The sequence below is a fragment of the Novosphingobium sp. PP1Y genome (genome assembly GCF_000253255.1).
GTDB lineage: Bacteria > Pseudomonadota > Alphaproteobacteria > Sphingomonadales > Sphingomonadaceae > Novosphingobium.
The window spans coordinates 137,140-162,423 of sequence record NC_015579.1 but is presented as its reverse complement, the minus strand read 5'-3'; the positions used below and the strand labels follow the sequence as shown (position 1 = coordinate 162,423).

The following is a 25,284-nucleotide window of genomic DNA, read 5'->3' as shown; positions in this document are numbered from 1 at the left end:
AGCGACTGCGGCGGGACGCATTGTTTGGAGCCCGGACATTGGTGATCCTGCGGCTGGTAAGGTGCAGGCCTCGCGTCAAGGCGCCGCTTTTGCAGCGCACCGTCGAGGTCCTAATGTCTGATTCTCAAAAATCTTCGCGGAAAGCTACCTGTCCGCAACCGGCCCACCTTTCCCGTTCCATGCCACGGCATCGCGTCCTTCGGAACGTCCGGTGCCCAGCTGAAAGCCGCCCTTCCGAGCCGGGACCAGGAATGACGGCAATGTCCCAGCCCCGGTCATAAACGGACTGACCGCTCATATGCGCGCCATTTTCCCACTCGAGCGGCTTGGATGGGCGCACTTCGGCCTCAGTGCGCGGCCACCCAATCCTTGAGGGCAGCATCGATCCGTGACTGCCAACCGGGACCGCCGGATTTGAAATGCTCGATCACCTCGGGCGAAAGGCGCAGCGTGGTGCTGACCTTTTTCGGGGCCTTCTGCGGACCGCGTGCGCGAATCGTCTTTGCGAGGTCCGGGAAGGCCTCAGCGAAAGGCTTTGCCCTGGCGAAGTCCTCGGCTGTCCATTCGGGGTTATTACTGACCTCATCCATATCGGCCTTGGTGTATCCGGGAGCGACGTGTTTCGGGTCGGTCATGGCAGGAGCCTCCGTTCCATAATGCTGGCCGGGCGGGCAGAGATGATCGAGACGCCTTCGGTGCCCAGCACAGCGAAAATCACCGTGATCGTGCCGTTCATCTCACCGATGGCGGCAAAGCGTCCGTCCTTCGCGGGGATAACCAGAGCGGAGAGGAAGAACGCTTCCCCCACATCGGCAAAGTCGATCCCGTGCTTGACGAGGTTCGCTTGCCGTTTCGGTTCATCCCATACGATGATCATGGTTTTTTGTAGTTACGATTTGATTGGTCGTCAATCGTTTATCGTAACTACAATTTGCCTTTAGCGTCGCGATCTATCTTCCAATTCTTAAGGCGTCGCACGCCCTTGAACATCTTGCCGGCCTGACGGCGGCAAGGCGAGCGCGCTGGTCGAGCCGTCCGCGAGCATGTTATCGGCCACGCGCCTGAGGTTCGAGCGGCGAAGGACCTGTCCCAGCTTAAGCGCAGCGCGCGGGCGTTGGGCCGGATCGAGCCCTTGCAGGACGCGTCCTTCTTCGCCGCCGGCGAACGTAGTCGGCAAGGGAAGCCGGGCCGCCGGCTCCCTGTCGCTTTGGATCAGGTATGGAACTACCAACGAGCGCGCATGGCAGCCGCAGACGCTCTGTGAGCCTATCGTCACTTCCGAACAGGCGCCTTCCGGATTGAAATCCTGAAAAGTGCTTGCGGGAACCCGCGCTGGAACTCGTCCGCGCGGCCTCAGGGGCCGAGGGCGCGGGTCGGCATGGACAGGGGCGCAGGCCTGTGGGCATCATTCTGCCCTGTGACGAGGCCAACTACCTCGAATCGTGCGTAAATGAACCCGCTTGGTGGAAGCCATCAATCGATGCGCCTTGCTCCGGCCACGACTTCCGTTCCCATGGAGGACGTCTGGCTGGAAACGTTCGAATTGACTGAATCCTGGCTCCAATCCGCGGCAAGATCGCCATCGGGTTCGTCACCTTGCGCTGCTTCGTCCGGAGCCTCAAGCGACGGCTCATAGGGTGAACCATCTGCATTCGTCACGATCGCCTTCGAGCCGGCCCCTTCGGGATGGGGCAATTCCACTGTCGCAGATCTGACTTGCCCTGCCTCGTGGTTTGTAAAATTCCTATCCGCAGCATCTGCAATAAACAGCGAAATAACTACAACAATTCCCGAAACAATCAGTACCGTGTTGCGATTTGCCATCAAAGACATCTCACGCACTCCAGGAAACAGAAGCATGGTTTCGTAACGAGTATTTCACTCTCGATCAGCAGCGGTTCACACCCAGGCCTTGTACGTTGGAAATGTCCTGATTGGTCCGCTCGCGGACGTTGAAGGCGCTCTCATAACGGATGAATTGCGGGCCGGATCCGAGTACGCCGGAGATCAGCGGATCGTACCGATACGTGACTTCCACGAACATGACGGCTGTACCCTCGGCGGCCTGAATCTGGCGTCCCGTACCGCCCATTCCGTCAACGAGAGAAGCATCGTACTTGCCGGCGCCCTCCCGTCCGTACCTTGGATCGACGGACAGATTACCGTGGCATCTCTGCCAGTTGATCATTTGCCCTTTTCTGGTGCCGGACTGCTCGTTCGGTTGCAGTGACGAAAGAACTATCCTTCCGTTCGATGCGAAGCCCAGTGACTTGCCCACCAGATCGGCACCTGCGAAGACCTCATTGATGTTCGTTTCATCGATCGCGGTGCGAACGCGGCCTGCATTGTCGGCTACCGTGATCGCGATTTGATTCACACGCATGTGCGCCATTGCGAGATGAACAGTTTCGAGCCCGCCCAGGACCACCAAGGCAAACACCGGGAACGCGAATGCGAACTCGATCATGGCAAGCCCTTCGCGACGGGCGAGGCTGGCAGCGATGAGGCGCTTCACGCACAAAGGACTGGGCGAGCGCATCAATTGCACACCGTCGGAGGCGTCTTTTGACGGGAGTAAGGTTGGTTGCGGAGCGCCATTTCGGCAGTGATGGTGTAATTGTCGTCCCATCCGAGCAAACCCTTCATGGGAAACAGTCGCGGCATGGAAAGAGAAGCCTGGTAGAACACTACGTCGTCCGCCCCGCCGACGCCTTCCTTTCCGGCATCTTCATCGAAGGATCCGTTTTCGTTGAGATCGGAGTAGCAATCGCCATCATCATACTCGCCGTTCCCATTGTAGTCGGTGATCAGCTTTTCGCTGCGGCCAACGCCGGAAAAGTCGTAAAAGCTCTTCATCACGATGCTGTAGGTCGCGTCACGCGCGATCACGTCGGACCTGCTCTGGACTGCACAGCCGATCTTCGCTTCCACCGTGTCTCCATCGCAATCGAATGAGGGAGATTCCATCGATCCTGAACGCGCAACATCGTTCAGGGCGCCTTGCAGCACGGTTTGCAGATAGGCCTGATAGCCCAGATCCAGGCCGCCAATGACGATAATCAGCAAGGGAGGCAGGACAAGAGCGAACTCGATGATCGTCACGCCTTGCGTGTCACCTCGCAGCAATCTGCAGATGCGATCCCATCGGTTGATCGGCAGCTTCATTGCATCCTGTCCTATTTGGTCAGCCTGAGGGCACCGATCTGGTTTCCGATCTGACGAAAGCGCGCAATCAAGCTGTCTCGATCGGATGACGTGCTGGCCTGGGAGGCATTGCTGGCACACCCTGTGAGGTTCGAGTTGAGTGACGTGTCGAAGCCGATCACCCAAACCGAGGCGTTCATGTTCTTCGCGGCATTGCAAGCCATTCGAAAGCGCTGCTGGTGCCGTGCGAGTTGGCTGGGGCAGTTCCCGGCGCCCGTCGTCCTCATGTCGTTTTGCTCGACGCCGTAGGCTGTCAGGACATTGCAATAGGCCGTCTGCGCGCCGTCGGTCATGAAGATGATGTGCCGGTTGCAGGGCATCCCATTGTACTCTTCGCACCCGTCAGCAAATATGCCGTCGGTCGAGATCATCCGTGCACCCCAGATCATGCCAATGTCATGATAGGTGCCGCCGACGGTCTGCAGGCCCGTTACGTAGTCCTCCAAATCGTCACGCGACCACTCCTGCAGTCGGCGTGCCTCGGTTGGACATGCCCAGTATCCCTGGCTGTAGGAATAGTTCTTGATCCATCCCGTGGTGCTGGTGCTGCCGCTGTTGGAATTGACCGAGGTAGAGCCGGCAGTGCGGGTATACACGACGTCTGGCAACATGGGGCGCCAACGCGAGTCATCGCTGCTCGGGATTCCATCGATGTCGAGGTCGAGAGCCTCTGAAGGTATGACCATGCTGGTCCCGCCATCGATCGAGCTTGTGGTCGCCCTCTCCTCGATGCAGCCATTCCAGCTTACCGATGCAGAACTGCCGCCAGTTGCGGCAGCCGCCAATTGCTGGGCATTGAAGCTTCCGCCAGGCTCGGCGACGGACCCGGAGGCATTCGTTGCAAGAAGCATGCTTCCGCCGGGCTGTATGTAGTCGCTCAGGTCGTAAGTCTCGTGCCGGTAGGTCCAGTTGCTGAACGTGCGCCGGGTCGAGTACGTCGTGGTGGTAGTAATCTTCCAGCGCCGGCAGCTGCGATTGGAACCCGAGGTCACAGGAGCACCTGACCATCCCCAGTTCATGCTCTGCACATAGCTTGAGCTGCTGGAACTCCCATCGTAAGTGAATTGGTACGTAGGAGATGGCGCAGGTCCTCCCCCGGTGCCTCCCGAGGAGTTTACCCAGCTTTGACACTGACTGGAGGATCGCGTCGAACTCGTCGGCGAGGATGACCCGGAACCCGAGCTTCCGCTGTAGTACTCCCAGGCACCGCTTGAACTGGGATCGTTGGCTACGTAGGAAGCCTGGTTGAAATTTGCCGTGCGCGACGGGTAGGAAGCGCTGTCCAGCAGATAGTCAGGGTCCACGCTGTAGATCAGATGGCCCACGTTTACAGTGCTCGAGTACGGCACGATCCCATAACGTAGCCGCAGTCCCTGATCTTCAAGCTGCGCCTGAACAGGTGCCAGTTCATCATAAAGCGCGAGCACTGCGTCACGCAGAGCTTCGATTTTCGGTTCACCGCCGATGGGATCGGCCATCGATCCCGTCACATCCAGTACCAGGACAACGTCAGTATTGACGAAGTTGAGCGACGCATCGCAACTTACGGCAATGGGAATGCTTCCGTAGCCGAAGATCTTCATGATCGAGGTTGGGATGGTGGTTGCCGCCGTGATCCTGACGATCCCCGATTCCGGCCGCGAAATCTGCGGTTCGAACGAAGTCGCTTCGTAGATCCCCGCCGGAAAATTGAAATCGAAGAATTTTCGGCCCGTCTCCTGAACTTCGTCGCTGAGACTATCGTCCTTCATCACCCGGCGCGCAGCCAGTGATGCAGCATCGCAAGCACTTTGAAGCTTGCTCTTGGCCATATAGGCGCGGCCTATATCGACGCCCCCACCGATCATTGCCGCAATCGGCACCATCGCGGCCGCACAGATAATAAAGACATTGGCTCGAGTATCACGCAGCAGTGACCGGCAGAAATCGACGCACCACATGTGTATACCCCCCCCACAGGAGCAATTTGCCATTAGTCACCTGCAACAAAGCAGGTGCAATTCCCCGGGCTGTTTTTACGTAAAAAACACAAATGATTCGTTAATTTTTCGGATCGTTTTGAAGTACACCTGCCGGCAGGTTGGATCTCCACTAGCAATGCATTGCTAGAAGCGGGCCTGGAGGTCCGGTGAGGCTGCATCCGCATTGAGGGCAATGCCACGGCGCAGCGCGCAGCCTGGATCGGAAAGCCTGCCCTATCCAACCAGCCTGTAGCCAATGCCCGGTTCATTGCGGATCAGGCGAGGGTCCGAGGGGTCGGCTTCCAGTTTCAGCCGCAAGGCGCGGATGACGACGCGCAGGTAGTCGACGCTTTCGACGTGCGTCTTGCCCCATACCTGTTCGAGGATGGCGGCGTGGGTGAGGATGCGTCCCGAGGCCTGCAGCAGGGCCTTGAGGACCGCGTACTCGCGCGGTGTCAGGGCAACCGGTGCGTCATTGCATCGCACTTCGTGACGCGCCAGGTCCATCCTGACCGGTCCGAATTCGAGGTGCTCGTCATCGCCGGTCATCGCCGTTCCGGAACGGCGCAGGGCAGAGCGCAGGCGCGCCAGCAATTCGTCACTGTCGAATGGCTTGGTCACATAATCGTCCGCGCCGAGATCGAGGGCCGAGATCTTTTCAGCTGTCTCGTGGCGCGCCGTCAGCACGATGATCGGAATGGGGGAGCGTTGCCGAACCGCGGCGATAACCTCCAGTCCGTCCCGGTCGGGCAGGCCCAGGTCGAGCAGGATGACATCGACATTGCCGCGATCGAGGGCGGACAGCGCGCTGGCCGCGTTCGGGGCAGCGATGACGTCGTGACCGGCGCGGGACAGGATTGCCTCGAGCAGGCGCCGGATTGCCGCTTCGTCATCGACGATCAGGACACTGCTCATTCTTCGGGCTCCGGTTGCCGGGGACTGACCTGCGCCAGCGAGAGACGGAAACAGGCGCCGCCGGACGCGCTGTCCGACACGGTTATGGGGATCGCCATGGCCTCTGCGAAGCCCTTGACGATCGAGAGGCCCAGCCCACTGCCCTGCCCCCGGTCATCGCCTTCAAGCCTGATGAACCGCTCGAAGATCCGCGCGCGGTCCGCTTCGGCGATCCCGCCACCGTCATCGCAGACCGCCAGCGCCATGCGGGAACCTGCACATCGCGCCGAAAGCGTAACGGTGCCGGAGGCGTGCCGCCCGGCATTATCCAGCAAGTTGATCAGACAATGGCGCAGCAGGACCGGATCCGCATGGACGAATGGGAGGTCCGGCGGGATATCGCGCACCAATGCGATCCGGCCCGGCAGGCGCACGGCCTCCACCGCGGCCCCGACGACATCGACGAGATCGACGCTTTCCATCCGCGGTGCGACCGAACCGTCTTCGATCCGCGCAGCGCCGAGCAGGTCCTCCAGCATCCGTTCCAATCGCCGTGCCGCTTCAAGGGCTTCGTCGGCATCGGGCACGGTTTGGCTGAGCGATACAAGTCGTCCGGTTATGACCGTCAGCGGCGTGTGAAAATCATGTGCGAGCGAGGCGAGGAAGGTGCGCCTTAACCGGTCACCCTGGGCGAGGCGTTCGCGCTCGCGCGTCTGCTGCTCAAGCGCGGCCCGGTCCCGGGCCTGACCGAGCAGCGCGGCAATCTGCCCGAGATGGGACAGCTCGCTTGCGCCGCGCGTGACGCCGGTCGCGGGACGGGCAACGGCAAGGACATCCGGGTCCGTCCCGAGGCGGGGGCCAAGAGGTATGAAAGTCCAGTCTGCAGCAGGCATGACCTGCGTGGCGTGGCCGGTCATGTCTGCGTTATGGAGGGCCCATGATGCTGCGGCCAGGTCGAGCGCGGACAGACCGGCATCATTGCCGGACAAGAAATCCTCGTCGATCAGCAGAATGCGGTCGTGGCGACGTTCAAGCCAGCTGATGGCCTCGCCCAGCGCCGATGCGGCATCCTTGCTCGCCAGCAAAGCCGAAAGCGCGGCCAGTTCCTCGCTGCAGGCGGCGCGGGCCAGCGCTTCCTCCTCGCGCGCTTTCAGCAATGTCGCAAGCCGGCTCGTCACCACGGCAACCACGACGAACACGAGAACGCTGATCACGTTGTCGAAACCGTGGATCCGCAGCGTGAAGCGCGGCGGAAGAAGGAAGAAGTTGTAGGCGATCGCACCTGCAAAGGCGGCCAGCAGACCGGGCAGCAACCCGCCGCGCACAGCCGCGTAGAGAACGGGCAGAAGAAACAGCAGCGCGGCCGAAGCGATGCCGATCTGCGGCAGCAGGGTTGCGGTCAGCCAGGCAATGGCCGCCACGCCGAACAGGGCAATCGCATAAGAGGCAATCGAGCGTTGCATAGTGTCCTGTCCAGCTGCTCTCGGGTCACAATTCGATCTGGCTTCCGAGCTCCACGACGCGATTGGCCGGAATGGCGAACCAGGCCGTAGGATCGGCAGCATTACGGTGCAGGAAGCGATAAAGCCACGTCATCCACCGCGGCAACATGGGATTGCTGGCGCGCCGGATGGCATTGCGCCCCACGAAGAACGAAGTCCCGCCTCGGCCCAGCAGCAGCCCTTCGCCGCGGGAGAGGTCGCTCGGCACGTCGACCTGATCCATGTATCCATAATGCAGGACGGCGCGGGTGAAGCGCTCGTTAATCCGCTCCAGCGCCAGTCGATCGGCGGGCGCCACGTAGGGCACGCCCTCGGTGACCACCTTTAGCAGCACGTTCGTTTCGTGCAGCGCCTTGTTGTGCTTGAGGTTGTGCAGAAGCGCCGAGGGGGCAACGTCGAGGTTCTCGGTCGGAAACACGGCCACGCCGGGAATGATCACTGCAGGGCGCTGCTCCAGCGCGGCGGCCAGCTGCTGCATCGAGGCGCCCTGCCTGGCGATGCGCAGGCGCATGACCTGCCGACCCCTCAGCCAGGTCGCGATCACCGTCCCCATGACACCTGCGACGAGCAGCGGGACCCAACCGCCTTGCATGATACGAAGGACATTGGCCCCCAGGAAAATGATGTCGAGGCCAAGGAACGGCGCAAGCAGGAGCGCGGTCCAGAACGGCTGCCAGTGCCATGCGCGCCAGGCGATGATGAAGGCAAGCAGGCTTGTCACGACCATGGTGCCGGTCACCGCGATCCCATAGGCCGTGGCCATGGCCGAACTGCTCTTGAAGGCGAAGACCAGGACCAGCACTCCGCCCAGAAGCAGCCAGTTCACTATCGGCATGTAGATCTGGCCCCTCTGGGATGCCGAAGTCTGGCGGATCGTCATGCGCGGCAGCAGTCCCAGCGCAATCGCCTGATGCGTCAGCGAGTAGGCGCCGGTGATCACGGCCTGGCTGGCAATGATGGTCGCGAATGTCGCCAGGACGACAAGCGGCGCCCGCAGCGCGTCGGGCGCCATCAGGAAGAACCAGTCCGCGTTCTCGAACGGCCTGCCCGCGGCCTGCGCGTCGGCAAGGGCCTGCAGCGCCATGGCGCCCTGTCCGAGATAGTTCAGCGTAAGCGCCGGCCAGACGAAGCTCAGCCAGCCCAGCTGGATCGGCCCGCGCCCGAAGTGGCCCATGTCGGCGATCAGCGCTTCAGCACCGGTCACGGTCAGGAACACCGCTCCGAGCACGAAGAGCCCGGCCATACCGTGCTGCGTGAGAAAGCCGGTGGCCGCGAGCGGATTGAAAGCGGCCAGGATCTGCGGCGCATCGAAGATATGGATGAGGCCGAGCGCCGCAAGCGCAAGGAACCAGACACAGCACACCGGGCCGAACAGGCTGGCGACGCCGGCCGTCCCGCGCGACTGGAAGGCGAACAGCCCGAACAGGATCGCCATCGTCAGGCCCAGGATCATCGGCAGTTCCATGCCCTCAAGCCCCGGCACGGTCCTTAGACCTTCGACAGCGGCGAGAACCGACAGGGCCGGGGTGATGATCGCATCGCCATAGAACAGCGCGGCGCCCGTCGCACCGAGGATGGTGACGATCAACCAGCGCCCCCCGGTCGCGATCCGCGCCAGAGCCATGAGCGAGAGCACACCGCCCTCACCCTTGTTGTCCATCCGGCACAGAAAGAGCACGTATTTCAGCGTGACGACGATGATCAGCGCCCAAAGCGCCAGAGACAGCACCCCGATGATGTCACTGCTGCCGATCTCCTGCCCGCCGACATGGGCAAGCGCCTCGCGAAAGGCATAGAGCGGGCTCGTGCCGATATCGCCATAGACGACGCCGATCGCGCCTAAGGTCAGGGCAGCGGTGGATGCATGGGGCAAAGGGGACTTTTCGCGCATCTTGGTTTCCATTCAATCTTGGAAAGCAAGATCGCTCGCCGGGGCATTAAGGCGCCATGGGAAAGCCGCCGACGCGCCATTAAAAATGCATAAACTCCGCTATCTATGTCTGTCCCCGGTCGTAACCACGCGAGCCTGCGCAGCTGAAGCCTACCCACCGCCGGGACCAATCCGTGCAAAGCCCAATATCGGTACGCCAATGATGAAAACGACCATCGGTTTGTCCGTCTGCCCATGCGGACTGGCAACCTACGGCTGTTTCGCGCTCGAAATTGAATGAGCGAGAAATGTGCAAGATGAGTTCTAAAACCCTGGAGAAGGCCAGAGCCCTGAAAGTCGCGGAAGGTCAGGCGGCGGATCGAGTGCTACAATATTCCACGATGGCGCTATGGATTGTCGCCGCGCTGCCGCTAGTTGTACCGGCTACGAAACGCCGTGCGAGAAAGGAACATCAATCGTGACGCCACGTGCCGCCATCCAGCAAATTGCACGCATGGTTCGGGATGATATCCGCTCGGGCGAACTGTCGCCCGGGGCCCACAGCGTCGGAGAGATGCTGGCAGCTCAACCCGAAGCCTTAATCCTGATCGTCGACCTCACCGCTGCCGAAGGGCGCAAGAAGCGGCCTGACTCAACGATGCATCAGGCATATTCGTTCATGCTTGATCAGGCTCTTGAGCAGCTACGTCAGCGCAGCGAAGCCGGAAACGGCCATGCGGGCATGGCCATGGAGAATGTCAGGGCCGCGATCGCTCAGCAGATGCGTGCCGGCAAGCTCGTGCCGACAGCAGCGGTGGCGCTTGTCTCGGCGTTTTCACGGGCTGGGATCGACGTGGGGGAAGACATACGCAGCGCAATGGATCACGCAATGATCCAGACCGGAGCTGACCAACAGAATCTCCCGACGGCAGATGTCGACGAAATGTTGAAGGACTTGGTGACAGCCTGTGAGGGCGACCCTTTCCTGATCCACAGCCAGTTCGCCGAGTTGACAGCAGCCATGCCTGCCGAGCTGCAACTCAGTCTGTTGGAAGGTTTCGTCCTCGCTGACGAATCCAGTCTGCGCGAGGCCGCTATCGGTTGGCTTCTTGCAGAACCCGCGATCGCCTTGCCGTTAGCCTCCATGATGAAAGAGACCGCGAAACGAGGGCTCATACCGGCATCGTCGGTTACCAACCTCATGCTGATCCGAAACTGGGTCCCAGAAGATCGGCGCCGTGCAATCGACGCGATCATTAGAGCCGCACGAGCTGTCGACTCGGTGCCGGAGAAGCGCCCCGCAATTCAGGTCAGGGAACTTCTGCTATCCGAGCGCGATGGGGCGGGAGCCCAAAGCATATTTGCATCGATCAAGCAGGGCAGGAAGAACGCGCTGGTTTCGATTTTGGTCAAGCAGGGTCATGGTGTGCGGGACGCTTGGGTAGTGCACTCGCTGAGCAGGCCTGAGATCGAAGACATGCTTGACCATATTGCATCCGAGATGCCGGTCCATGAAGCGACGGCTGAGGATACGGCCTTGATCCTGAGCAGCGCAATGGCGGACGGTCCGGCTAACTCGCCACCCCCATTTGGCCTCGTTCAGGCGATCACGCTTATGGGGCTCTCGGATGTCGCGCCCACTTTTCTATCGGTGGAAGATCTCATTGCCTCGATGCTCGCGGAGACCGACGCTGCGGAAACCGATGCCAAGGCGGTGAAGAGGGCAGTGCGCGCTTCAGGCCGGTGGCTGGCGACCAACCCTCAGATCGATTCCTGGTTTGAGAATGGCGACGATGTCGCCGCAGCGATCAAAGGCAAGCGCAAGATCGAAGACCGGATCGCCGCAATTATCGAGAAGGTGCTGGAACCGAAGCGGGCCTATTGGGCCAGCGTCATCGCTTGGAGTGCATTTGCACAGCGAGGTGACGGCAACGGCTCGGACTGGATCGAAATGGCGCTCGTCGCTCGTGAGATGGCTTCGGAACGACCTCTGAGCGAGATTCCACTAGCGCGCTTCATTGCCGTACAAACGACGGAGGCGGCCCGAACAGGCCAACGGCTTGTTCCGATGTCGTGACGGTCAAGCAGCCAACTTGGCAAATTTTGCCATTGGCGGAATAAGCGGCCTATGGCGACGATGAACATTTCGCTTCCCGACGCGCTCAAGGCTTTTGTCGATCAACAGGTCCAAAGCCGCGGCTTTGGCACGGGCAGCGAATATGTGCGCGGTAGGCGTGTCCGAAGCCCAGGAAATAGAGCAGCGGATCGCTGCCGAAGAAGCGGGAACCATGCTATCTAACATTGAAGTTGATATTTAACACCGCTGATGTTAGATAAACGGTGCGATGTTAGATGAATTTCCTGACCTGCGATTACGCGCGCTGGCGAACGCATCGGAAACTTATGCGCGCGAAGCTTTCGGTGCGCACCTCCATCTCGATCCCATTAAGCCGCTCGGGCTCCCGCACTTCTTGTATGATCGCTATGCCTTGTGGCGCGGGGAACTGCTCGACAGTCCGACCGTGTTCATCGTTCCGCAAAGCGGCGGAATAGGCGGTGTTGACGAGTTCCTGAAGCATCGGGACCAGATGCGACGCCATATCGATGCCCGCCTGTTCGTGCTGTTGCTCGAAGCTGTACCGGCGGCATTGCGTCGGCGCCTCGTGGAGAAGCGCGTCGCGTTCATCTCGCCGGGCGCACAATTCTATGTGCCCGAAGCGTTTGTCGACCTGCGCGAGACCTATTCCAGCGAACCGGGACCGTCGTCCGAGCGGGTGTCTCCCACCACTCAGGTCGTAATTCTGGCCGCCCTGCTTGGGCACGATGTGAACGATGCCAGCCTGACCCAGCTCTCCGAGCGCTACCAAGTCGCGATCATGAGCATGAGCCGGGCGTTCGATGAACTGGAAGCGCTCGAACTGGCGCGGCCGCACCGCGTCGGCCGCCAGCGTCGCCTCAGTCTTCGCTTTGGTGGCGGCGACCTTTGGCGCGCGGTCGAGGGGCGCTTGCAATCGCCGGTGCGCAAGACTCGTTATGTCACGGGCGATCTGCCCCTGAACGAGGCGGTGTTGGCGGGCGAAAGCGCCCTTGCCCGATATACGATGCTCAACGAACCGCGAATTGAATGCAGGGCGGCGCCGGCCGCCGCATGGAAGCGGATGGCGCGGCATCACGGATTGGAACCTGCCTGGGCCTATGACGAACACCGGATCGAGGTCCAGACATGGGCCTATGATCCTAAAGTCCTCAGCGACAATGAGGTTGCCGACCGACTTTCGCTCTATCTGAGCGCACGGCATGACGCCGACGAACGAGTCGCGCAGGCAGCCGATCACCTTTTGGAGCCCTTTGGATGGTAGCTGGCGTCGACCGCTTTCGCGCGCACTTTTCCGGCCATGAGCACCAATATGTGCTGATCGGCGGAGCCGCATGCGAGCTGATCATGGAGGAGGCCGGTCTCGATTTCCGCGCTACCAAGGATCTCGATATTGTCCTCATCGTCGAGGCGCTCGACCCGGCATTCTCCGAGACGTTCATGGCCTTTGTCGAGGCGGGCGGATACAAGATCCGGCAGCGGAGCGAAGGCGAACGGATTCTCTACCGGTTCGCCAAACCGTCAACCGAGGGCTACCCGGCGATGTTGGAGCTGTTCTCCAATGCGCCGGAAGGATTTGAGCTGGCGCCCGGTAGCCAGCTCACGCCGATCCCGATCGCCGAGGAAGCTGCGAGCCTGTCGGCCATCCTGCTCGACGCCGACTATTATGCGTTTCTCAAGACGATGGGGCGGTCGCTGGACGGCGTGCCGGTTCTCGGCGAAGCCGGCCTTATTCCCTTCAAGGCGCGTGCCTGGGTTGATCTCAGCCGCCGTCGTGCGGAGGGCGAGAAAGTCGACGACAGAGACGTGAAGAAGCACCGCAACGATGTGGCGCGTCTGTTGCAGCTCCTGAGCGCGGAGGCGGCGTATGACCTGTCCGAAACGATCAAGGCCGATATGCAGGCGTTCATCGACGCTCTTGGCGAACAGGACGATTTCACGCCGAAGCAGTTTGGCGTCGCGATGACAAGAGAGGTCGTGATCGATCGACTGCGCCACGCCTATAATCTCTGAATTACAGGGTCATAACAGCGCCCGGGCCGACTGCGGTGATTATCAGGAGGCCGCGCGGCAAGTCCTGGGGCTGCGCGCGCTGAGTGAGCACGCTCGCCGCAAGCTGAAGGCGCATCTGCGCAGGATCGTGCCTACCCACCGCCGGGACCAATCCGTGCAAAGCCCAATATCGGTACGCCAATGATGAAAACGACCATCGTTTTGTCCGTCTGCCCATGCGGACTGACGACTTGCGGCCTTGCCCCGCTACACATTGGGATCGCGAGAAATGCGCGGGATCGGTTCATAAGCCCACGAGAAGACCAAGCTGCGGATCGAGTGCTATAATAGCCCACGATGGCACTATGGGTTGTCACGGCGCTACCGCCAGTTGCACCGACCACGCAGGATTGGGCGCTTCCAGAGCGTCAGATATCGCAAGCTGAGTCTGCTAGGGCTACTATTTGCGATCTGACTTACGCACGCTTCGGCGTTTACCCATGTCTCGCGACATGACGACGATGGTATCGCACGAGCTTTCGCCATCCAATCACCACGCCCGAAATCGACATAACTACGCCAAGCGCTGAAAACAGCCACATCAGCGGATCACGCACAATGCGATTCGCGAGAAGAAGCGGCAAGTCGAAGCTATGCAACGCATTGAACAACCAGCGATAGTTGCGCCCATTTGCGTTCTGCAAAGCCAGCAGCGCGCCGCTGTGTGGTTCGATGGTAGCCCATGTCCGATCAGGATCGCCGAAGATGACGCGGATCACCGGCAGGGGCCGTTCCCGGCCGTGCGCATACCAGTATAGGTCCGGCTCAGTGAGGACCATGACCCGTCGAACGGGCAGGTCGGGCACGATCCGCCGAGCATTGGTTATTAGCTCTGCTTGTGTGAAGCGCAGCGCGTCACCGTTGGGGGTAGCGATTATTGGGCGCCCCTCGCGCGCCACGAGGCTGACGACCGGGCGCCCACCGACCCAGGCGAACCGCGCTTCGCGCGCCTGCGGTCCGCGCACGGCAAGCCCGGCGGCATCCAGTGCGGGAAAGTCCGCTCCATCGTGCGCCGCATAGAGGGCGGCACTGCCGACAGGACCGTTCCGCGCGAACCAGTCGAATGGATTGACCGAGAGCCAGCCACTGAACATCCAGGTCACTGCGCAGAGCCCTCCGATCAGCCCGCTCAGGTGATGCCACTTCATCCAGCCACGATAGGGCGTGATGGCGCGGCTCCGGTAGCGCCGCCGCAGACGCAGCCGCAGGATGCCGATCCACAGGCCGGTGACACCCACGACCACCGCCGGGCCGGAGGTCCATAGCACAACCTGTCGCCAGAAAGAGCCGTTGCGCCTGACCGCGGTGAGATAGAGCCAGTGCGGCACCGACCCCACCCAGTTCCATGCCCTCTCGCGCGCGTCGCTGTTCTGGACCGGCTCCGCCGTCGTGGAGGAAATGTAAACCTGCGTGCCGCGCCCGTCTGCCAGCGAGACCTTCCAGAGCGGCCGCGCCCAGTTGAACCCTTGTGCGACCGTCCACTGGTCGTCATGGCTGCGCTCGACGTCGCTGACCGGCGTCCCGCCTGCGAAGCGTCGCGCGACCGTGATCGCGGCAGCGGCATCGGGAGCGGAGAGCCGCCGGCCATCGACAGCCGAGATTGCAGTGCGCCGATTCTCGCCGCTAATGCGCCAGGCTGGCTCTCCCGCCGCCATGTCGAGGCGCAGCTCGGAGGGAAAGCCGCGCTCCCCTGCCCGGCGCAGCGCTTCGGTCGGACCGACCCTGACCCGGCTCCAGTCAATGGGGGCCATTCCTGCCAGTCGTTCCGCGTCGGTCAGCGACGGATAGGGCACGTACATCATGACCAGGCCCGACAGAAACCACAGCAGGAACAGCAGGCAGGCAGCGATGCCCAACCAGCGATGGAGCAAGTAAAGCCACCGCAGGCCAGCCTTCACCAGAGCCGGGCGCGTCATGGCGACTAAAGGCTCATGTCGAGGCGAACGTCAAAGCGCCGGGGCGCTGCGAGCAGCCATTGCGACGAATTGCTGCCGATCGAGTACACCTTATCGAAGGCATTGCTCACCCGACCGTCGATTGCCAGTTTGTCGCTGATTGTCCATCGCAGGCCGAGATCGACCACCTCGTAGCCGGGCACGCGCAGGGTATTCGCGTTGTCGGTCCAGCGCGGCGCGACGAAGCGGGCCGAGACGCGGGCCTGCAGGGGTTCGGCGACGCGCCAGTTGGCGGAGATGTTGGCGGTCTTCGTCGGTATCCCCGGCGGCGTGTTTCCGGCCCGGTCGATGACGACCCCATTCACGAATTCGCCGAAATCCTTGAACCGCGCCTTCAGGACGGTTCCGTTGGCCTCGATCCCGAAGGCATCGGTCAGCTGCAGCGCCAGCGTCGCTTCGACGCCCTGCGACGTGCGCTTGCCGACCTGCTGCGTGATCAGGCGGTTTTCCGGATCGGGAGTGAGCAGGCGCCGCTTCTCGATATCGAAAAGCGCGATCGAGGCCGAGCCACGTCCCTCGAGAAGACGCTGCTTTACGCCCACCTCGAACTGCCTCGCGGGTGAGAGCCCGAAGTCTTTCTGTACATTGGACGTGGTGACGAGCGTGCTGATCGGGTCGGTGCCCACCGTGAAGGAGCCATAGAGCGCGGTATCGACCGTCGGATTCAGCACTACGCCGAAACGGCCCGAGGTACTGTGGTAGTTGCGCCGAAAGCCGTTCACCGGAATCCGTGCGTCGATACGCTGCAGGTCGTACCAGTCCTGCCGGAAACCGCCCACCAGCGATACAGATTCGTTCAGCTTGAGCCGGTCTTCCATGAACACCGAGTGCTGCGTGGTCAAGGTGCGGAAGCCCAGGGTCGTGGGCACCGCGGTGATAAAGCCGCCGGGCTCAAAGTCGAATGGATCGACGATGGAACTGCCGCCGTAAGGCGAGTTGTTGAGATGGCGGAATTTGACGCGGTTAAGATCGAAGCCGACCAGCAGGGTGTTCTCAACGCCGCCGCCCAGCGGCGTGCGGACAGTAAGATCCCCGCGATCGCCGATCTGATCCTGTCGGTGCATGATGTTGAGATAGTCACCGCGCGTCACCAGCCCGGTGGCGGCGGAGAAACGATAGCTCTCGGCATTGAGCCAGTCACGGTTCGAACTGAGGTAGTAGACCGAGTTGCGCAGCGAAATCGCGTCCGACGCATGCCACTCGGCCGTCAGTCGCGTCCAGCTGTCACGGAAATGGTCTTTGCTGCCCGCGATGTTGAAATTGATGAAACGAAAGCGCTTGTCGAACTTGCCCTCGTTCAGCGGCGCGCCGAAATAGGGCAGCATATCGACGTCGCCATAGTCGGAGGCGAGCGTGAAGCTTAGCGTCGGGCTGGCATCCCAGCGCAGTGCACCGGAAATGGCGAGGTTGCGGTTGTCGCTATTGCGAGCGAGCCAGCCATCGGAACGAGTGGAACTGGCGGCCAGACGATAGGACAGGCCCCCGCCGATCGGGCCGGCCGCATCGCCGGCGATTTGTATCGCATTGTCCGAACCATAGGCCACGCGCGCACGCGCCACGGTGCGGTCGGTCACCGGCTTTTTCATGATGACATTGATCGCTCCCCCGATCGCGCCTTCGCCCGAAATGACCGAACTCGGCCCGCGCAGCACGTCGATGCGATCGACCGTCCAAGGATCTACCGGGAAGGTCAGCGTACCCGAGGCCACGAAGAGGCGCGTGCCGTCCACCAGCAGTTGCACCGAGCCCTGCCCGGAGAACCCGCGCGCCGCCATTGCCGTGTTACCGTTGCCCGGTGTGCCCTGAAAAGTCAGGCCGGTGGCACGGCTGACCGCCTCCTGGATGGACTGATCGCCCCTCGCCCGAATCGCGTCGCCGTCGAGCACTTCGACGCTGGCCGGTGTCTCAAACACCGTCAGGCCCAGTCGGCTGCCGCTGCTTCTGGTATCGAGGCTGGTCTCTGCCCGCAGCCCTGTCACCAGGATGGTGTTTGCGGAATCGGCCTCGTCGGCGAGCGCGGCCGAAGAAAGCATGGGGAAGGAAAATACGGCAATACCGCGCGCTGCGCACAGCACAAACTTGGAAGTCGTCATGTAAAAACTTAACCCTGTCCGGCGTCATCGACGTCTGGCGAGGGCGTCCGCGCGAACGGTCGACCCGCGCAACGGCACGACGCCCCGGGCGCCGCCGCTTGGGTCGATGCGGCCCTCGCCGCACATGCGTCGCTCAGACGGATTTCACCGTGCCTCGGCCATCCCCTGGACCAGGGCAAGAGCGACCGGACGCTGGCAGGTCTCCTGGCTTGCGGGTCATCGCGCGATGCACGGCCTTCCCAGGCCCCGCAGAAATTTGCGTCCGGCCCAGTGGCTGCGGCAGAGCCTGTTGGCCCGCCGCGAATGTGCATCGCACTCGCCGCTTACAGTTGCAGGGACAGCCTCGGATTCGAGGGGCAGGCCCCTCTCACCGCGTTCCCTTTTAAGCTCCCTTTCGGGGGCACCAACGCGATCATTGCCTCCCTGAATTTGAGAGGCAGGAGCGCTCTATTCGAGGCAATCAACCTTGGCAAGAGGAACTAAAGCCCTGTTCTCGCGCGGCAAAAAATGCAGGAATGGCAGTTCCCTACCCCTTGTCGGTCGATCAGGCGCCGAATTTCTCACGCCATCGACTGTCCGACCAGGCTTCGTATCTGTGTACCTAACCCGGGAACATTCGCTCGTCTGCAGGTTGACGCAGAAGCGGCCCGGGCAAAGTCAAAGCACGTGGAGCCGCTCTACGTTCCCGTTGGGCGGTACCATGTCGACCAGTCGGTCATGCTCGGCAAGGATGCGTTCGATTTCCTGGCGCTTGTCAAAGACGAGCTTGGCAACGCCGGCAGTCATCCCGCCTTCGTCACCGACGCGGCCGAGCACTGCAGCAAGGTCCTTGAGGGTAGCCTCTTCGAGACCGGCGTGGAGACCACCTTTTGAATCACGAAATGCAACGCACTGACTGGCCATATTCGCCTCCAGTAGCTGGATCACAGCAACGCTAGTGCGGGGCGGATTGTTGCCGGAATGGCGGTCCCCGCGTCCGCGAACATGCGCCGATCTTCGCCGCCCGACAATTGGAAAGGTGAGCTTCCGGCCGGCACAGGGCACATTTGCCACCGTCTTGGTGGCTTCTGACGTCGCGCACTTTGAAGCTCGATTCGCTTCAGCTCAGTTCGAACGCCATGCTATGAAGGCCGGGCTTCGATGACGGAGGTTCGCATGCGGATTCGCCTTGCTCTTGTTGCACTCTCGATCTTTGTCGCCTCGCCGGTCCTGGCCCAATCTACTCTCACTCCGAAAGATCGCGCTGCCGCGTTTCGTGCGGCCGGTTTCAAGTTCGCGGCCGGTAAGTGGTCAGCCTGCGGCGATCCGGGAACGCCCAGCTACTCGCCGGGGCAAATTGAGTCCGTCCGCGACCTTAATGGAGATGGCCGCCCCGAAGCCGTGATCACCGAGGGCGGCACTTATTGCTTCGGCATGACGGGCACCGGTTACACAATCGTGAGCAAACAGGCCGACGGTACCTGGAAGAACATAACCGGCGGCACCGGCATTCCGAATTTCCTGGCAACGAAGGGTGTCGGGGGCTGGCCTGATATCGAGATCGATGGTCCGGGTTTCTGCTTCCCGGTCGAGCGCTGGAACGGCAAGGCCTACGTGCTCAATCGGCATCAATACGATGGCAAGGCATGTCGACCGCAGATGTAGGTTTGCGGTTGATCGCCGGATAAAGAAGACCCGGCACAATGGCCGGGTCTTCCGGGGTCTGGTCGAGTCAGCCCGGGAACGGGGGCTCCGAAGAATGCCACCGGGAAGACTCGCATCAGCGTATGCAACAGGCTGAAGGACTTTGCTACTTGCGCAAGACCAACCAGACCGAGAATCCGATCAACGCGAACAGGCCGATCAGGAACAGCATTGCCATGACCTCGACGGTGCGCTCAAGCGCGCGCCGGGTCAACGCGGTTTAATGTCGGGAGAGTCGAGAATAGTGGGCGCCGGGGAGTGAAGCGGTCAGCGCTTAATTCAGCCATGGAAGTGGCCCACGATCCATTCATAACCCACATCGATCCTGTTCCACAGATCTTCGAGACCTACCCACCGCCGAGGCCAATCTAGACAAAGCCCAATATCGGTACGCCGAAGATGAAAATGACCAACATTTTGTCCGGCTTCCCATGTCGACTGGCAACTTCTGGGCTGTTTCGCGCTACAAATTGGGTGAGCGCGAAACATGCAAGATCATCAAACCCAGGAGAAGGCTGAGGGCCATGCCCTGAGCATAGACTGATGTCTGGATATGGCCGTTTGCTGTCGATTTCAGTGATGCAGGGCTTTGCCTCCCACCGCGGCGAATACAGCCCGGAACGTGACGATTAGCTCCGTCCGGCCAAAAAAATCGTGCCCGATGTCACATCCCGGGGTGCTGCGTCGTCAAGGCTTGCATCGTTATCTCAGGAGCAAGTCATGTCGCAGCGTCTGGACCACCTTAGGCAGCATCCCGAACTCACCGCCAAGCTCACGGAGCTCACTCTGGCGGTAAAGAAGGGGGCTGTAGAAAGAGACATTCTCTCCCTCGCCGAAATTCGCGCCTCGCAGCTCAATGGCTGCGCGTTCTGCGTAGACATGCACATCAAGGAAGCGACTCTTCATGGGGAGCGCCCGCTGCGGCTGCATCATGTCGCAATCTGGCGGGAATCGACGTTGTTCACCGATCGGGAACGCGCGGCGCTGGAGTGGACTGAAGCCGTGACGCGCCTTTCGCCGCAAGGCGTGCCGGACGCTGTCTATGCACAAGCGCGGGAGCACTTCTCGGAGCGGGAACTGGTCGACCTCACCTACATGATCATGGTCATCAACGCCTGGAACCGCGCCTCCATCGCCTTTCGCTCCGTTCCCGGATCGGCGGACAAGGCCTTCGGCCTCGACCGCGCCGGACTCGCCTGAAGGCAGGAGCAGACTAATGGCTTCCATTCTTTCCATCCTTGCCAGTCCTTACGGCGCTGCTTCGCGCGGCGCCAAACTGGCCGCGCGCGCGGCCGCCAACCTCAGGGCGGGCGATCCGTCATTGGCGATTGTGGAGCGCGATCTGTCCGCGCTTCCGCGTGCCGTGATTTCGCCGGCTTACTCCGATGCGGTGCTGGCGCGGCAGCCGGATGATCACTCAGCCTTCGAGCTATCCGAAGCGCTCATCCGTGAAGTGGAGGATGCGGCCTTCATCACCATCGCCGCCCCCATGCACAATTATACGGTTCCAGCCTGCCTCAAGCTATGGATCGATCTGGTCCTTCGCCATGGCCGCAGCTTCGCGACCGTAGGAGGCGTGAAGTCGGGGCTGCTGGGAAACAGGCCGGTGCTGGTGGTCGTGACTGCTGGCGGCCCGATCGCCGGCCGGCATGGAGGGCAACCCGACCATATGACCGGCTATCTCACCGACGTGCTTTCCACGCTAGGCATGACCGATGTGCGCTTCATCTATCTTGATGGCCTCGTGAACCCGGTTCAAGCTGGCCAGGCGCTGCTGGAGGGAGCCGAGGCAATGCTCCAGGATCAGGTGTTCGGAAGAAGCGAGGCGGAGAGGCAGCCATGCCATGCACGGTGAACGAGTGATGGTCATGCAGCCATCATCTGCCGCCTTGGAAGCATTCGGCCCGCTCCGCCCAAGGCTGATACGCGTAGCCTATCGCATGCTCGGCTCTGTCGCCGATGCGGAGGACGTTGTGCAGGAAGCCTTCATCCGCTGGCTGCGCATTGACCGTACTGCGATCCGGGAACCTGAAGCGTTCTTGCGCACGACAGTAACACGGCTGTGCCTCGATCACCTCAAGTCTGCCCGGCATCGCCGCGAGAGCTATATCGGACCCTGGCTGCCCGACCCGGTGCTGGACGAGGAGGGAGAGGAGGATGTCACCCTTCCGCTTATGCTGGCGCTCGAACGGTTGTCACCACTGGAGCGAGCCGCTTTCCTCCTGCACGATGTATTTGGCGCTGCGTTCGAGGATGTCGCTGCTACAATCGGCCGCGATGTCGCTGCCTGCCGCCAGCTCGCGGCGCGGGCCCGCGCGCATGTTCGGGAGGAGCGGCCCCGTTTTACACTGGAGAAACAGCGCGGCCTCGCCATCGCGCAGGCTTTCTTCGAAGCATCGCGTAGCGGCGACATGGCCGCGCTCGGATCGATGCTCGCCAGCGATGTTGCCATGCATTCGGATGGCGGCGGGAAACGCCCGGCCGCAGTGCGGCCGATCTTCGGCAGCCGCCCGGTTCTGCAGTTGCACAAGGCGCTGGCCGTGCTGTTTCGCAAGCAGGGATCGCAGCTGGTCGGCACACGGATGATCAACGGTCTTCCCGGCTTCATCACAAGGGAAGCCGACGGTGAGCTGCAGACCACGGCGCTGGAAATCCAGGGAGAAAGGATCGTCGCCATCTACGTCATGCGCAATCCGGACAAACTCAAACATCTGCACTGAACTGCCGGGCGGCTGCGCGGCCAGGTCGGCCGCCAATGTCTTGATTTGTCCGCGCCCGAGACCAGCCATTCCAATGGCGGCCTCCAAACGATTTGACCTACCCAGAAGGAACGCCCGCCCGATCGAAACCGGACGAGCGTAAGATAAAAAGCCGGGTTTCCTGAGGAGAAAAGCCCTTTTGTGTCGCACGGCGCAGATAGCATGCGGGTGAACCGGATACTGGACCGCAATGCCAAAAGAGCAGTGCTCACACCTCAGGGCCAGGCCGCAACCGGAAGGCGGAATGGTGCGCCCAGCCTGTTGAAAGCATTCATCGCTGCAATGGCGATCGTCAGGTCGACCAGGTCTTTCGGCTCGAAGGCTTCAGCTGCCGCGGCATAGGCCTCGTCGGAAGCATGTGTCTCGCTCACGCGCGTGACTTCCTCCGCCCATGCGAGCGCTGCGCGATACTGGTCGGGGAACAGATGCGGGACCTCGCTCAAATCCGGGCACTTGATGCCAAGGTTCGCTCGACTGCGCGCCGCAATGCCACTGTGCGGCACCTCATGACCGTGCCCGGGGTCGGCGTCGTCACTGCGCTCGGGTTTGTTGCCACTATCGACGATCCCGCTCGTTTCCGCCGATCATCAAGCGCTGGCGCCTATCTTAGGCTCACTCCCAGAATTTATGCTTCAGGCGAAACCATGAAAGCGGGCCGGATATCCCGGCGCGGCGACGACCCTGCGCCCGGCATACAGTGATGGCCTCATGACCCTGAACATCAACCAAGCACAAAGTGACTTGCTCTATGAGGCGCGATTTGACGACCCTTCTCCCCCCAAGCTCTCCGACTTGTACCCCGCCGCTGTCCGCCACGATCGGCTCTCCATAAAACTCGTGTCGACCGCAAGCCTCGCTGTCGCAGACGTCCGGCGAAGAAAGCGTAAGGGCCTAAGTTTGCGGATGCTTTCACACTGCGAACGGCAGTGTTTACCGCCATGCCGCGGCAATTCAGCGCATCCTTCCAGACAGCGGTGCAATGATACGCACCGCGATCCTTGCGCAAAATGCAGGCTCGAGTTCCCGGCTCGGTTCTGTTCATCGGCTCGAACACGGCTTTGTCACTCGCCGTTCGCACTACCGGAAGGAAGGAAACAGAAGATGTCTGCTGCGTCCGAAACATGGGCATCGGAAACCTTGCCACCGCCGCCGAAGGCAATGGCCCAAGCCGTGAGGACCTCGCGGATAACCTCAATCGACGCGCTGCGCGGGCTGGTCATGGTCTTCATGCTGCTCGACCATGTGCGCGAGACGTTCTGGCTATATGTGGCGATAACCGATCCCGTCGATGCCCGCACTGTGGCGCCCGCCCTCTTCTTCACGCGTCTGACTTCAACACTCTGCGCGCCGATCTTTGTCGCGCTCACGGGTCTTTCGGCCTATCTTTACGGACAGAAGCACTCCAAGGCCGAAGTCAGCAAGTTCCTGCTGTCGCGCGGCGTATTTCTTGTCCTTCTCGAATTCACGATCGTCGGCTATGCTTGGCCCACGCAATCACTCAGCTATCCGCCGCCGGTCATCTACCTGCAGGTGATCTGGGCCATCGGCCTGAGCATGATCGCCCTGGCTGCGCTGATATATCTGCCGCGCTGGGCGCAGTTTACCATCGGCCTTGGCATCGTGTGCCTCCACAATCTGCTGGGCGGGATCGTCGTGACACCCGGTTCCCCGTTCCACGAAATCTGGGGCGTGCTCTATGAACGCACGAATTTCCAAATCGGCTCCGATCTCGTCATCCGCACGTCCTATCCGCTTCTTCCGTGGATAGGTGTGATCCTTACCGGCTATGCCTGTGGACCTATCTTCGGCCGCCGCATCACCACCGATGCGCGCGAGAAGAGACTCGTCGCCATCGGCATCGGCCTGATCGTCGGCTTCCTTGTCCTGCGATTCCTGAATTTCTACGGGGATGCGCCTTGGTTCCAAGCCCAGCCTCCACTGCGGACGGTGATGAGCTTCCTTGCACTGACAAAGTATCCGCCTTCGCTGCTCTTCCTCATGCCGACGATCGGTATCGGCTGCCTGCTGTTGGTCCTGTTCGAACGGGTTCCCAACAGCCCTGTCGCAAAACCCCTTGCCTATTTCGGCGGCGCGCCAATGTTCTTCTACATCGTGCATCTCTATGTGCTGAAGGTGCTCTACAACATCATGTGGGCCACCGTCGGGCCGAACAAGGGCGACTACTACGGCTTCGATGAGTTCTGGATGATCTGGCTCAGCGCAGCGGTGCTGACCGTGGCGATGTACTTCCCCACGAAGTGGTTTGCCCAGCTCAAGCAGCGGCGCAAGGACATCTGGTGGCTCAAGTATCTGTGAGGAATTCTGCCGATCATTGCACTGAAATTACGTGACCAAGATCCGCCACGCCAGCGCTCTTGGTCGACTGCGTCGGTCGTCGAAGTTGCTACCTTGCGCTGGGTCCACTGGTACAACGAGCATCGCCTCTTCGGACCCATCGGTTACATTGCGCCCGCCGAAGCAGAGGCAAATTACTATGCAGCCATCGAGACCCTCGATATGGCTGCCTGAGTCAAACCGGATAGCCTCCGGAAAACCCGGGGCGCTTTACCTGCCGCCAGCTCGCGGCGCGGGCCCGCGCGCATGTTCGGGAGGAGCGGCCCCGTTTTACACTGGAGAAACAGCGCGGCCTCGCCATCGCGCAGGCTTTCTTCGAAGCATCGCGTAGCGGCGACATGGCCGCGCTCGGATCGATGCTCGCCAGCGATGTTGCCATGCATTCGGATGGCGGCGGGAAACGCCCGGCCGCAGTGCGGCCGATCTTCGGCAGCCGCCCGGTTCTGCAGTTGCACAAGGCGCTTGCCGTGCTGTTTCGCAAGCAGGGATCGCAGCTGGTCGGCACACGGATGATCAACGGTCTTCCCGGCTTCATCACAAGGGAAGCCGACGGCGAGCTGCAGACCACGGCGCTGGAAATCCAGGGCGAAAGGATCGTCGCCATCTACGTCATGCGCAATCCGGACAAACTCAAACATCTGCACTGAACTGCCGAGCGGCTGCACGGCCAGGTCGGCCGCCAATGTCTTGATTTGTCCGCGTCCGAAGCCAACCATTTCAATTGCGGCATCCAAACGATTTGACCTACCCAGAAGGAACCCCCGCCCGATCGAAACCGGACGAGCATAAGATAAAGAGCCGGGTTTCCTGAGGGAAAAAGCCCTCTTGTGTCGCACGGCGCAGATAGCATGCGGGTGACCC

The 25,284-nt window shown here is 61.4% G+C and carries 20 protein-coding genes, 5 pseudogenes and 1 riboswitch; of the genes and pseudogenes, 12 read left to right on the top strand and 13 right to left on the bottom strand.

Annotated elements, in window-relative coordinates; all coding sequences use genetic code 11:
* Positions 1–347: 347 nt before the first annotated feature.
* From PP1Y_RS01005 to PP1Y_RS00960, 9 genes are all read right to left on the bottom strand, one after another.
* Positions 348–635: a BrnA antitoxin family protein gene (locus PP1Y_RS01005; RefSeq protein WP_013831439.1), complete on the bottom strand. Its 288-nt coding sequence runs from the start codon at positions 633–635 to the stop codon at positions 348–350.
* Positions 632–877, bottom strand: a complete 246-nt coding sequence (locus PP1Y_RS01000) for a BrnT family toxin (protein WP_013831438.1) — start codon at positions 875–877, stop codon at positions 632–634. Before PP1Y_RS01000 ends, PP1Y_RS01005 begins: the two co-directional genes overlap by 4 nt.
* Before the next feature lie 596 nt (positions 878–1,473).
* On the bottom strand, positions 1,474–1,833 hold the full coding sequence (locus PP1Y_RS25090; RefSeq protein WP_148274764.1) for a hypothetical protein: 360 nt from the start codon (positions 1,831–1,833) through the stop codon (positions 1,474–1,476).
* Positions 1,834–1,888: 55 nt separating this feature from the next.
* The gene (locus PP1Y_RS00985) at positions 1,889–2,515 is read right to left on the bottom strand and encodes a TadE/TadG family type IV pilus assembly protein (protein ID WP_232512209.1); all 627 of its coding nucleotides are present in this window, start codon (positions 2,513–2,515) and stop codon (positions 1,889–1,891) included.
* Between the two features lie 23 nt (positions 2,516–2,538).
* Positions 2,539–3,165, bottom strand: coding sequence for a TadE/TadG family type IV pilus assembly protein (locus PP1Y_RS00980; protein ID WP_013831435.1), 627 nt, complete (start codon positions 3,163–3,165; stop codon positions 2,539–2,541).
* Between the two features lie 11 nt (positions 3,166–3,176).
* A complete protein-coding gene (locus PP1Y_RS00975) occupies positions 3,177–5,144 on the bottom strand; it encodes a TadE/TadG family type IV pilus assembly protein (RefSeq protein WP_158511815.1) in 1,968 nt (655 codons plus the stop codon).
* A 255-nt stretch (positions 5,145–5,399) separates the two neighbouring features.
* Positions 5,400–6,080 carry a response regulator transcription factor gene (locus PP1Y_RS00970; protein WP_013831432.1) on the bottom strand — a complete coding sequence of 227 codons (681 nt, stop codon included), beginning with the start codon at positions 6,078–6,080 and terminating at the stop codon, positions 5,400–5,402.
* Positions 6,077–7,522, bottom strand: a complete 1,446-nt coding sequence (locus tag PP1Y_RS00965) for a DUF4118 domain-containing protein (protein ID WP_013831431.1) — start codon at positions 7,520–7,522, stop codon at positions 6,077–6,079. Before PP1Y_RS00965 ends, PP1Y_RS00970 begins: the two co-directional genes overlap by 4 nt.
* Before the next feature lie 25 nt (positions 7,523–7,547).
* Positions 7,548–9,452, bottom strand: a complete 1,905-nt coding sequence (locus tag PP1Y_RS00960) for a potassium transporter Kup (RefSeq protein ID WP_013831430.1) — start codon at positions 9,450–9,452, stop codon at positions 7,548–7,550.
* Between the two features lie 457 nt (positions 9,453–9,909).
* On the opposite strand from PP1Y_RS00960, the gene PP1Y_RS00955 reads away from it, so the two are divergent.
* The 4 genes and pseudogenes from PP1Y_RS00955 to PP1Y_RS00945 all read left to right on the top strand — a co-directional run bounded on the left by PP1Y_RS00955 (position 9,910) and on the right by PP1Y_RS00945 (position 13,539).
* Positions 9,910–11,508, top strand: coding sequence for a hypothetical protein (locus tag PP1Y_RS00955; RefSeq protein ID WP_041558053.1), 1,599 nt, complete (start codon positions 9,910–9,912; stop codon positions 11,506–11,508).
* A gap of 51 nt (positions 11,509–11,559) precedes the next feature.
* A pseudogene (locus PP1Y_RS26240) lies at positions 11,560–11,658 on the top strand (type II toxin-antitoxin system ParD family antitoxin); the annotation flags it as partial.
* Positions 11,659–11,953: 295 nt separating this feature from the next.
* The gene (locus PP1Y_RS00950; RefSeq protein WP_232512208.1) at positions 11,954–12,790 is read left to right on the top strand and encodes a hypothetical protein; all 837 of its coding nucleotides are present in this window, start codon (positions 11,954–11,956) and stop codon (positions 12,788–12,790) included.
* A 50-nt stretch (positions 12,791–12,840) separates the two neighbouring features.
* The gene (locus PP1Y_RS00945) at positions 12,841–13,539 is read left to right on the top strand and encodes a hypothetical protein (RefSeq protein WP_232512207.1); all 699 of its coding nucleotides are present in this window, start codon (positions 12,841–12,843) and stop codon (positions 13,537–13,539) included.
* Positions 13,540–14,012: 473 nt separating this feature from the next.
* Here the strand turns inward: PP1Y_RS00945 and PP1Y_RS00940 are convergent, their stop codons facing one another.
* From PP1Y_RS00940 to PP1Y_RS25075, 3 genes are all read right to left on the bottom strand, one after another.
* On the bottom strand, positions 14,013–15,494 hold the full coding sequence (locus tag PP1Y_RS00940) for a PepSY domain-containing protein (protein ID WP_013831425.1): 1,482 nt from the start codon (positions 15,492–15,494) through the stop codon (positions 14,013–14,015).
* 5 nt (positions 15,495–15,499) lie between these two features.
* Positions 15,500–17,626, bottom strand: coding sequence for a TonB-dependent siderophore receptor (locus tag PP1Y_RS00935; RefSeq protein ID WP_051009905.1), 2,127 nt, complete (start codon positions 17,624–17,626; stop codon positions 15,500–15,502).
* Between the two features lie 176 nt (positions 17,627–17,802).
* Positions 17,803–18,049, bottom strand: a riboswitch (cobalamin riboswitch).
* Positions 18,050–18,283: 234 nt separating this feature from the next.
* Positions 18,284–18,529: a hypothetical protein gene (locus tag PP1Y_RS25075; RefSeq protein ID WP_013831422.1), complete on the bottom strand. Its 246-nt coding sequence runs from the start codon at positions 18,527–18,529 to the stop codon at positions 18,284–18,286.
* A 252-nt stretch (positions 18,530–18,781) separates the two neighbouring features.
* Between PP1Y_RS25075 and PP1Y_RS00920 the strand changes: the two genes are divergently transcribed.
* The 4 genes from PP1Y_RS00920 (at position 18,782) to PP1Y_RS00905 (ending at position 22,029) form a co-directional block, all read left to right on the top strand.
* Complete coding sequence (locus PP1Y_RS00920; protein ID WP_013831421.1) at positions 18,782–19,270, top strand: hypothetical protein; 489 nt, start codon at positions 18,782–18,784, stop codon at positions 19,268–19,270.
* Between the two features lie 759 nt (positions 19,271–20,029).
* Positions 20,030–20,509 carry a carboxymuconolactone decarboxylase family protein gene (locus PP1Y_RS00915; RefSeq protein WP_013831418.1) on the top strand — a complete coding sequence of 160 codons (480 nt, stop codon included), beginning with the start codon at positions 20,030–20,032 and terminating at the stop codon, positions 20,507–20,509.
* 16 nt (positions 20,510–20,525) lie between these two features.
* Positions 20,526–21,164, top strand: a complete 639-nt coding sequence (locus PP1Y_RS00910; RefSeq protein WP_013831417.1) for an FMN-dependent NADH-azoreductase — start codon at positions 20,526–20,528, stop codon at positions 21,162–21,164.
* A 13-nt stretch (positions 21,165–21,177) separates the two neighbouring features.
* A complete protein-coding gene (locus PP1Y_RS00905; RefSeq protein ID WP_013831416.1) occupies positions 21,178–22,029 on the top strand; it encodes a sigma-70 family RNA polymerase sigma factor in 852 nt (283 codons plus the stop codon).
* 254 nt (positions 22,030–22,283) lie between these two features.
* Here the strand turns inward: PP1Y_RS00905 and PP1Y_RS00900 are convergent.
* Positions 22,284–22,517: pseudogene (locus PP1Y_RS00900) on the bottom strand (carboxymuconolactone decarboxylase family protein); the annotation flags it as partial.
* Between the two features lie 54 nt (positions 22,518–22,571).
* Between PP1Y_RS00900 and PP1Y_RS25070 the strand changes: the two are divergent.
* The 4 genes and pseudogenes from PP1Y_RS25070 to PP1Y_RS00885 form a co-directional block, all read left to right on the top strand.
* Positions 22,572–22,754: pseudogene (locus PP1Y_RS25070) on the top strand (transposase); the annotation flags it as partial.
* A 415-nt stretch (positions 22,755–23,169) separates the two neighbouring features.
* Complete coding sequence (locus PP1Y_RS00895) at positions 23,170–24,384, top strand: DUF1624 domain-containing protein (protein WP_013831413.1); 1,215 nt, start codon at positions 23,170–23,172, stop codon at positions 24,382–24,384.
* Positions 24,385–24,432: 48 nt separating this feature from the next.
* Positions 24,433–24,597, top strand: a pseudogene (locus PP1Y_RS00890) (IS3 family transposase); the annotation flags it as partial.
* 41 nt (positions 24,598–24,638) lie between these two features.
* Positions 24,639–25,070, top strand: a pseudogene (locus tag PP1Y_RS00885) (RNA polymerase sigma factor SigJ); the annotation flags it as partial.
* Positions 25,071–25,284: the final 214 nt, after the last annotated feature.

Excerpts from the sequence above, each read along its gene's own strand:
- PP1Y_RS01005 (WP_013831439.1), bottom strand. The coding sequence starts at position 635 with ATGACCGACCCGAAACACGTCGCTCCCGGATACACCAAGGCCGATATG.
- PP1Y_RS01000 (WP_013831438.1), bottom strand. The coding sequence starts at position 877 with ATGATCATCGTATGGGATGAACCGAAACGGCAAGCGAACCTCGTCAAG.
- PP1Y_RS25090 (WP_148274764.1), bottom strand. The coding sequence starts at position 1,833 with ATGTCTTTGATGGCAAATCGCAACACGGTACTGATTGTTTCGGGAATT.
- PP1Y_RS00980 (WP_013831435.1), bottom strand. The coding sequence starts at position 3,165 with ATGAAGCTGCCGATCAACCGATGGGATCGCATCTGCAGATTGCTGCGA.
- PP1Y_RS00975 (WP_158511815.1), bottom strand. The coding sequence starts at position 5,144 with ATGTGGTGCGTCGATTTCTGCCGGTCACTGCTGCGTGATACTCGAGCC.
- PP1Y_RS00970 (WP_013831432.1), bottom strand. The coding sequence starts at position 6,080 with ATGAGCAGTGTCCTGATCGTCGATGACGAAGCGGCAATCCGGCGCCTG.
- PP1Y_RS00965 (WP_013831431.1), bottom strand. The coding sequence starts at position 7,522 with ATGCAACGCTCGATTGCCTCTTATGCGATTGCCCTGTTCGGCGTGGCG.
- PP1Y_RS00960 (WP_013831430.1), bottom strand. The coding sequence starts at position 9,452 with ATGCGCGAAAAGTCCCCTTTGCCCCATGCATCCACCGCTGCCCTGACC.
- PP1Y_RS00940 (WP_013831425.1), bottom strand. The coding sequence starts at position 15,494 with ATGACGCGCCCGGCTCTGGTGAAGGCTGGCCTGCGGTGGCTTTACTTG.
- PP1Y_RS00935 (WP_051009905.1), bottom strand. The coding sequence starts at position 17,626 with ATGACGACTTCCAAGTTTGTGCTGTGCGCAGCGCGCGGTATTGCCGTA.
- PP1Y_RS25075 (WP_013831422.1), bottom strand. The coding sequence starts at position 18,529 with ATGGCCAGTCAGTGCGTTGCATTTCGTGATTCAAAAGGTGGTCTCCAC.
- PP1Y_RS00920 (WP_013831421.1), top strand. The coding sequence starts at position 18,782 with ATGCGGATTCGCCTTGCTCTTGTTGCACTCTCGATCTTTGTCGCCTCG.
- PP1Y_RS00915 (WP_013831418.1), top strand. The coding sequence starts at position 20,030 with ATGTCGCAGCGTCTGGACCACCTTAGGCAGCATCCCGAACTCACCGCC.
- PP1Y_RS00910 (WP_013831417.1), top strand. The coding sequence starts at position 20,526 with ATGGCTTCCATTCTTTCCATCCTTGCCAGTCCTTACGGCGCTGCTTCG.
- PP1Y_RS00905 (WP_013831416.1), top strand. The coding sequence starts at position 21,178 with ATGCAGCCATCATCTGCCGCCTTGGAAGCATTCGGCCCGCTCCGCCCA.
- PP1Y_RS00895 (WP_013831413.1), top strand. The coding sequence starts at position 23,170 with ATGTCTGCTGCGTCCGAAACATGGGCATCGGAAACCTTGCCACCGCCG.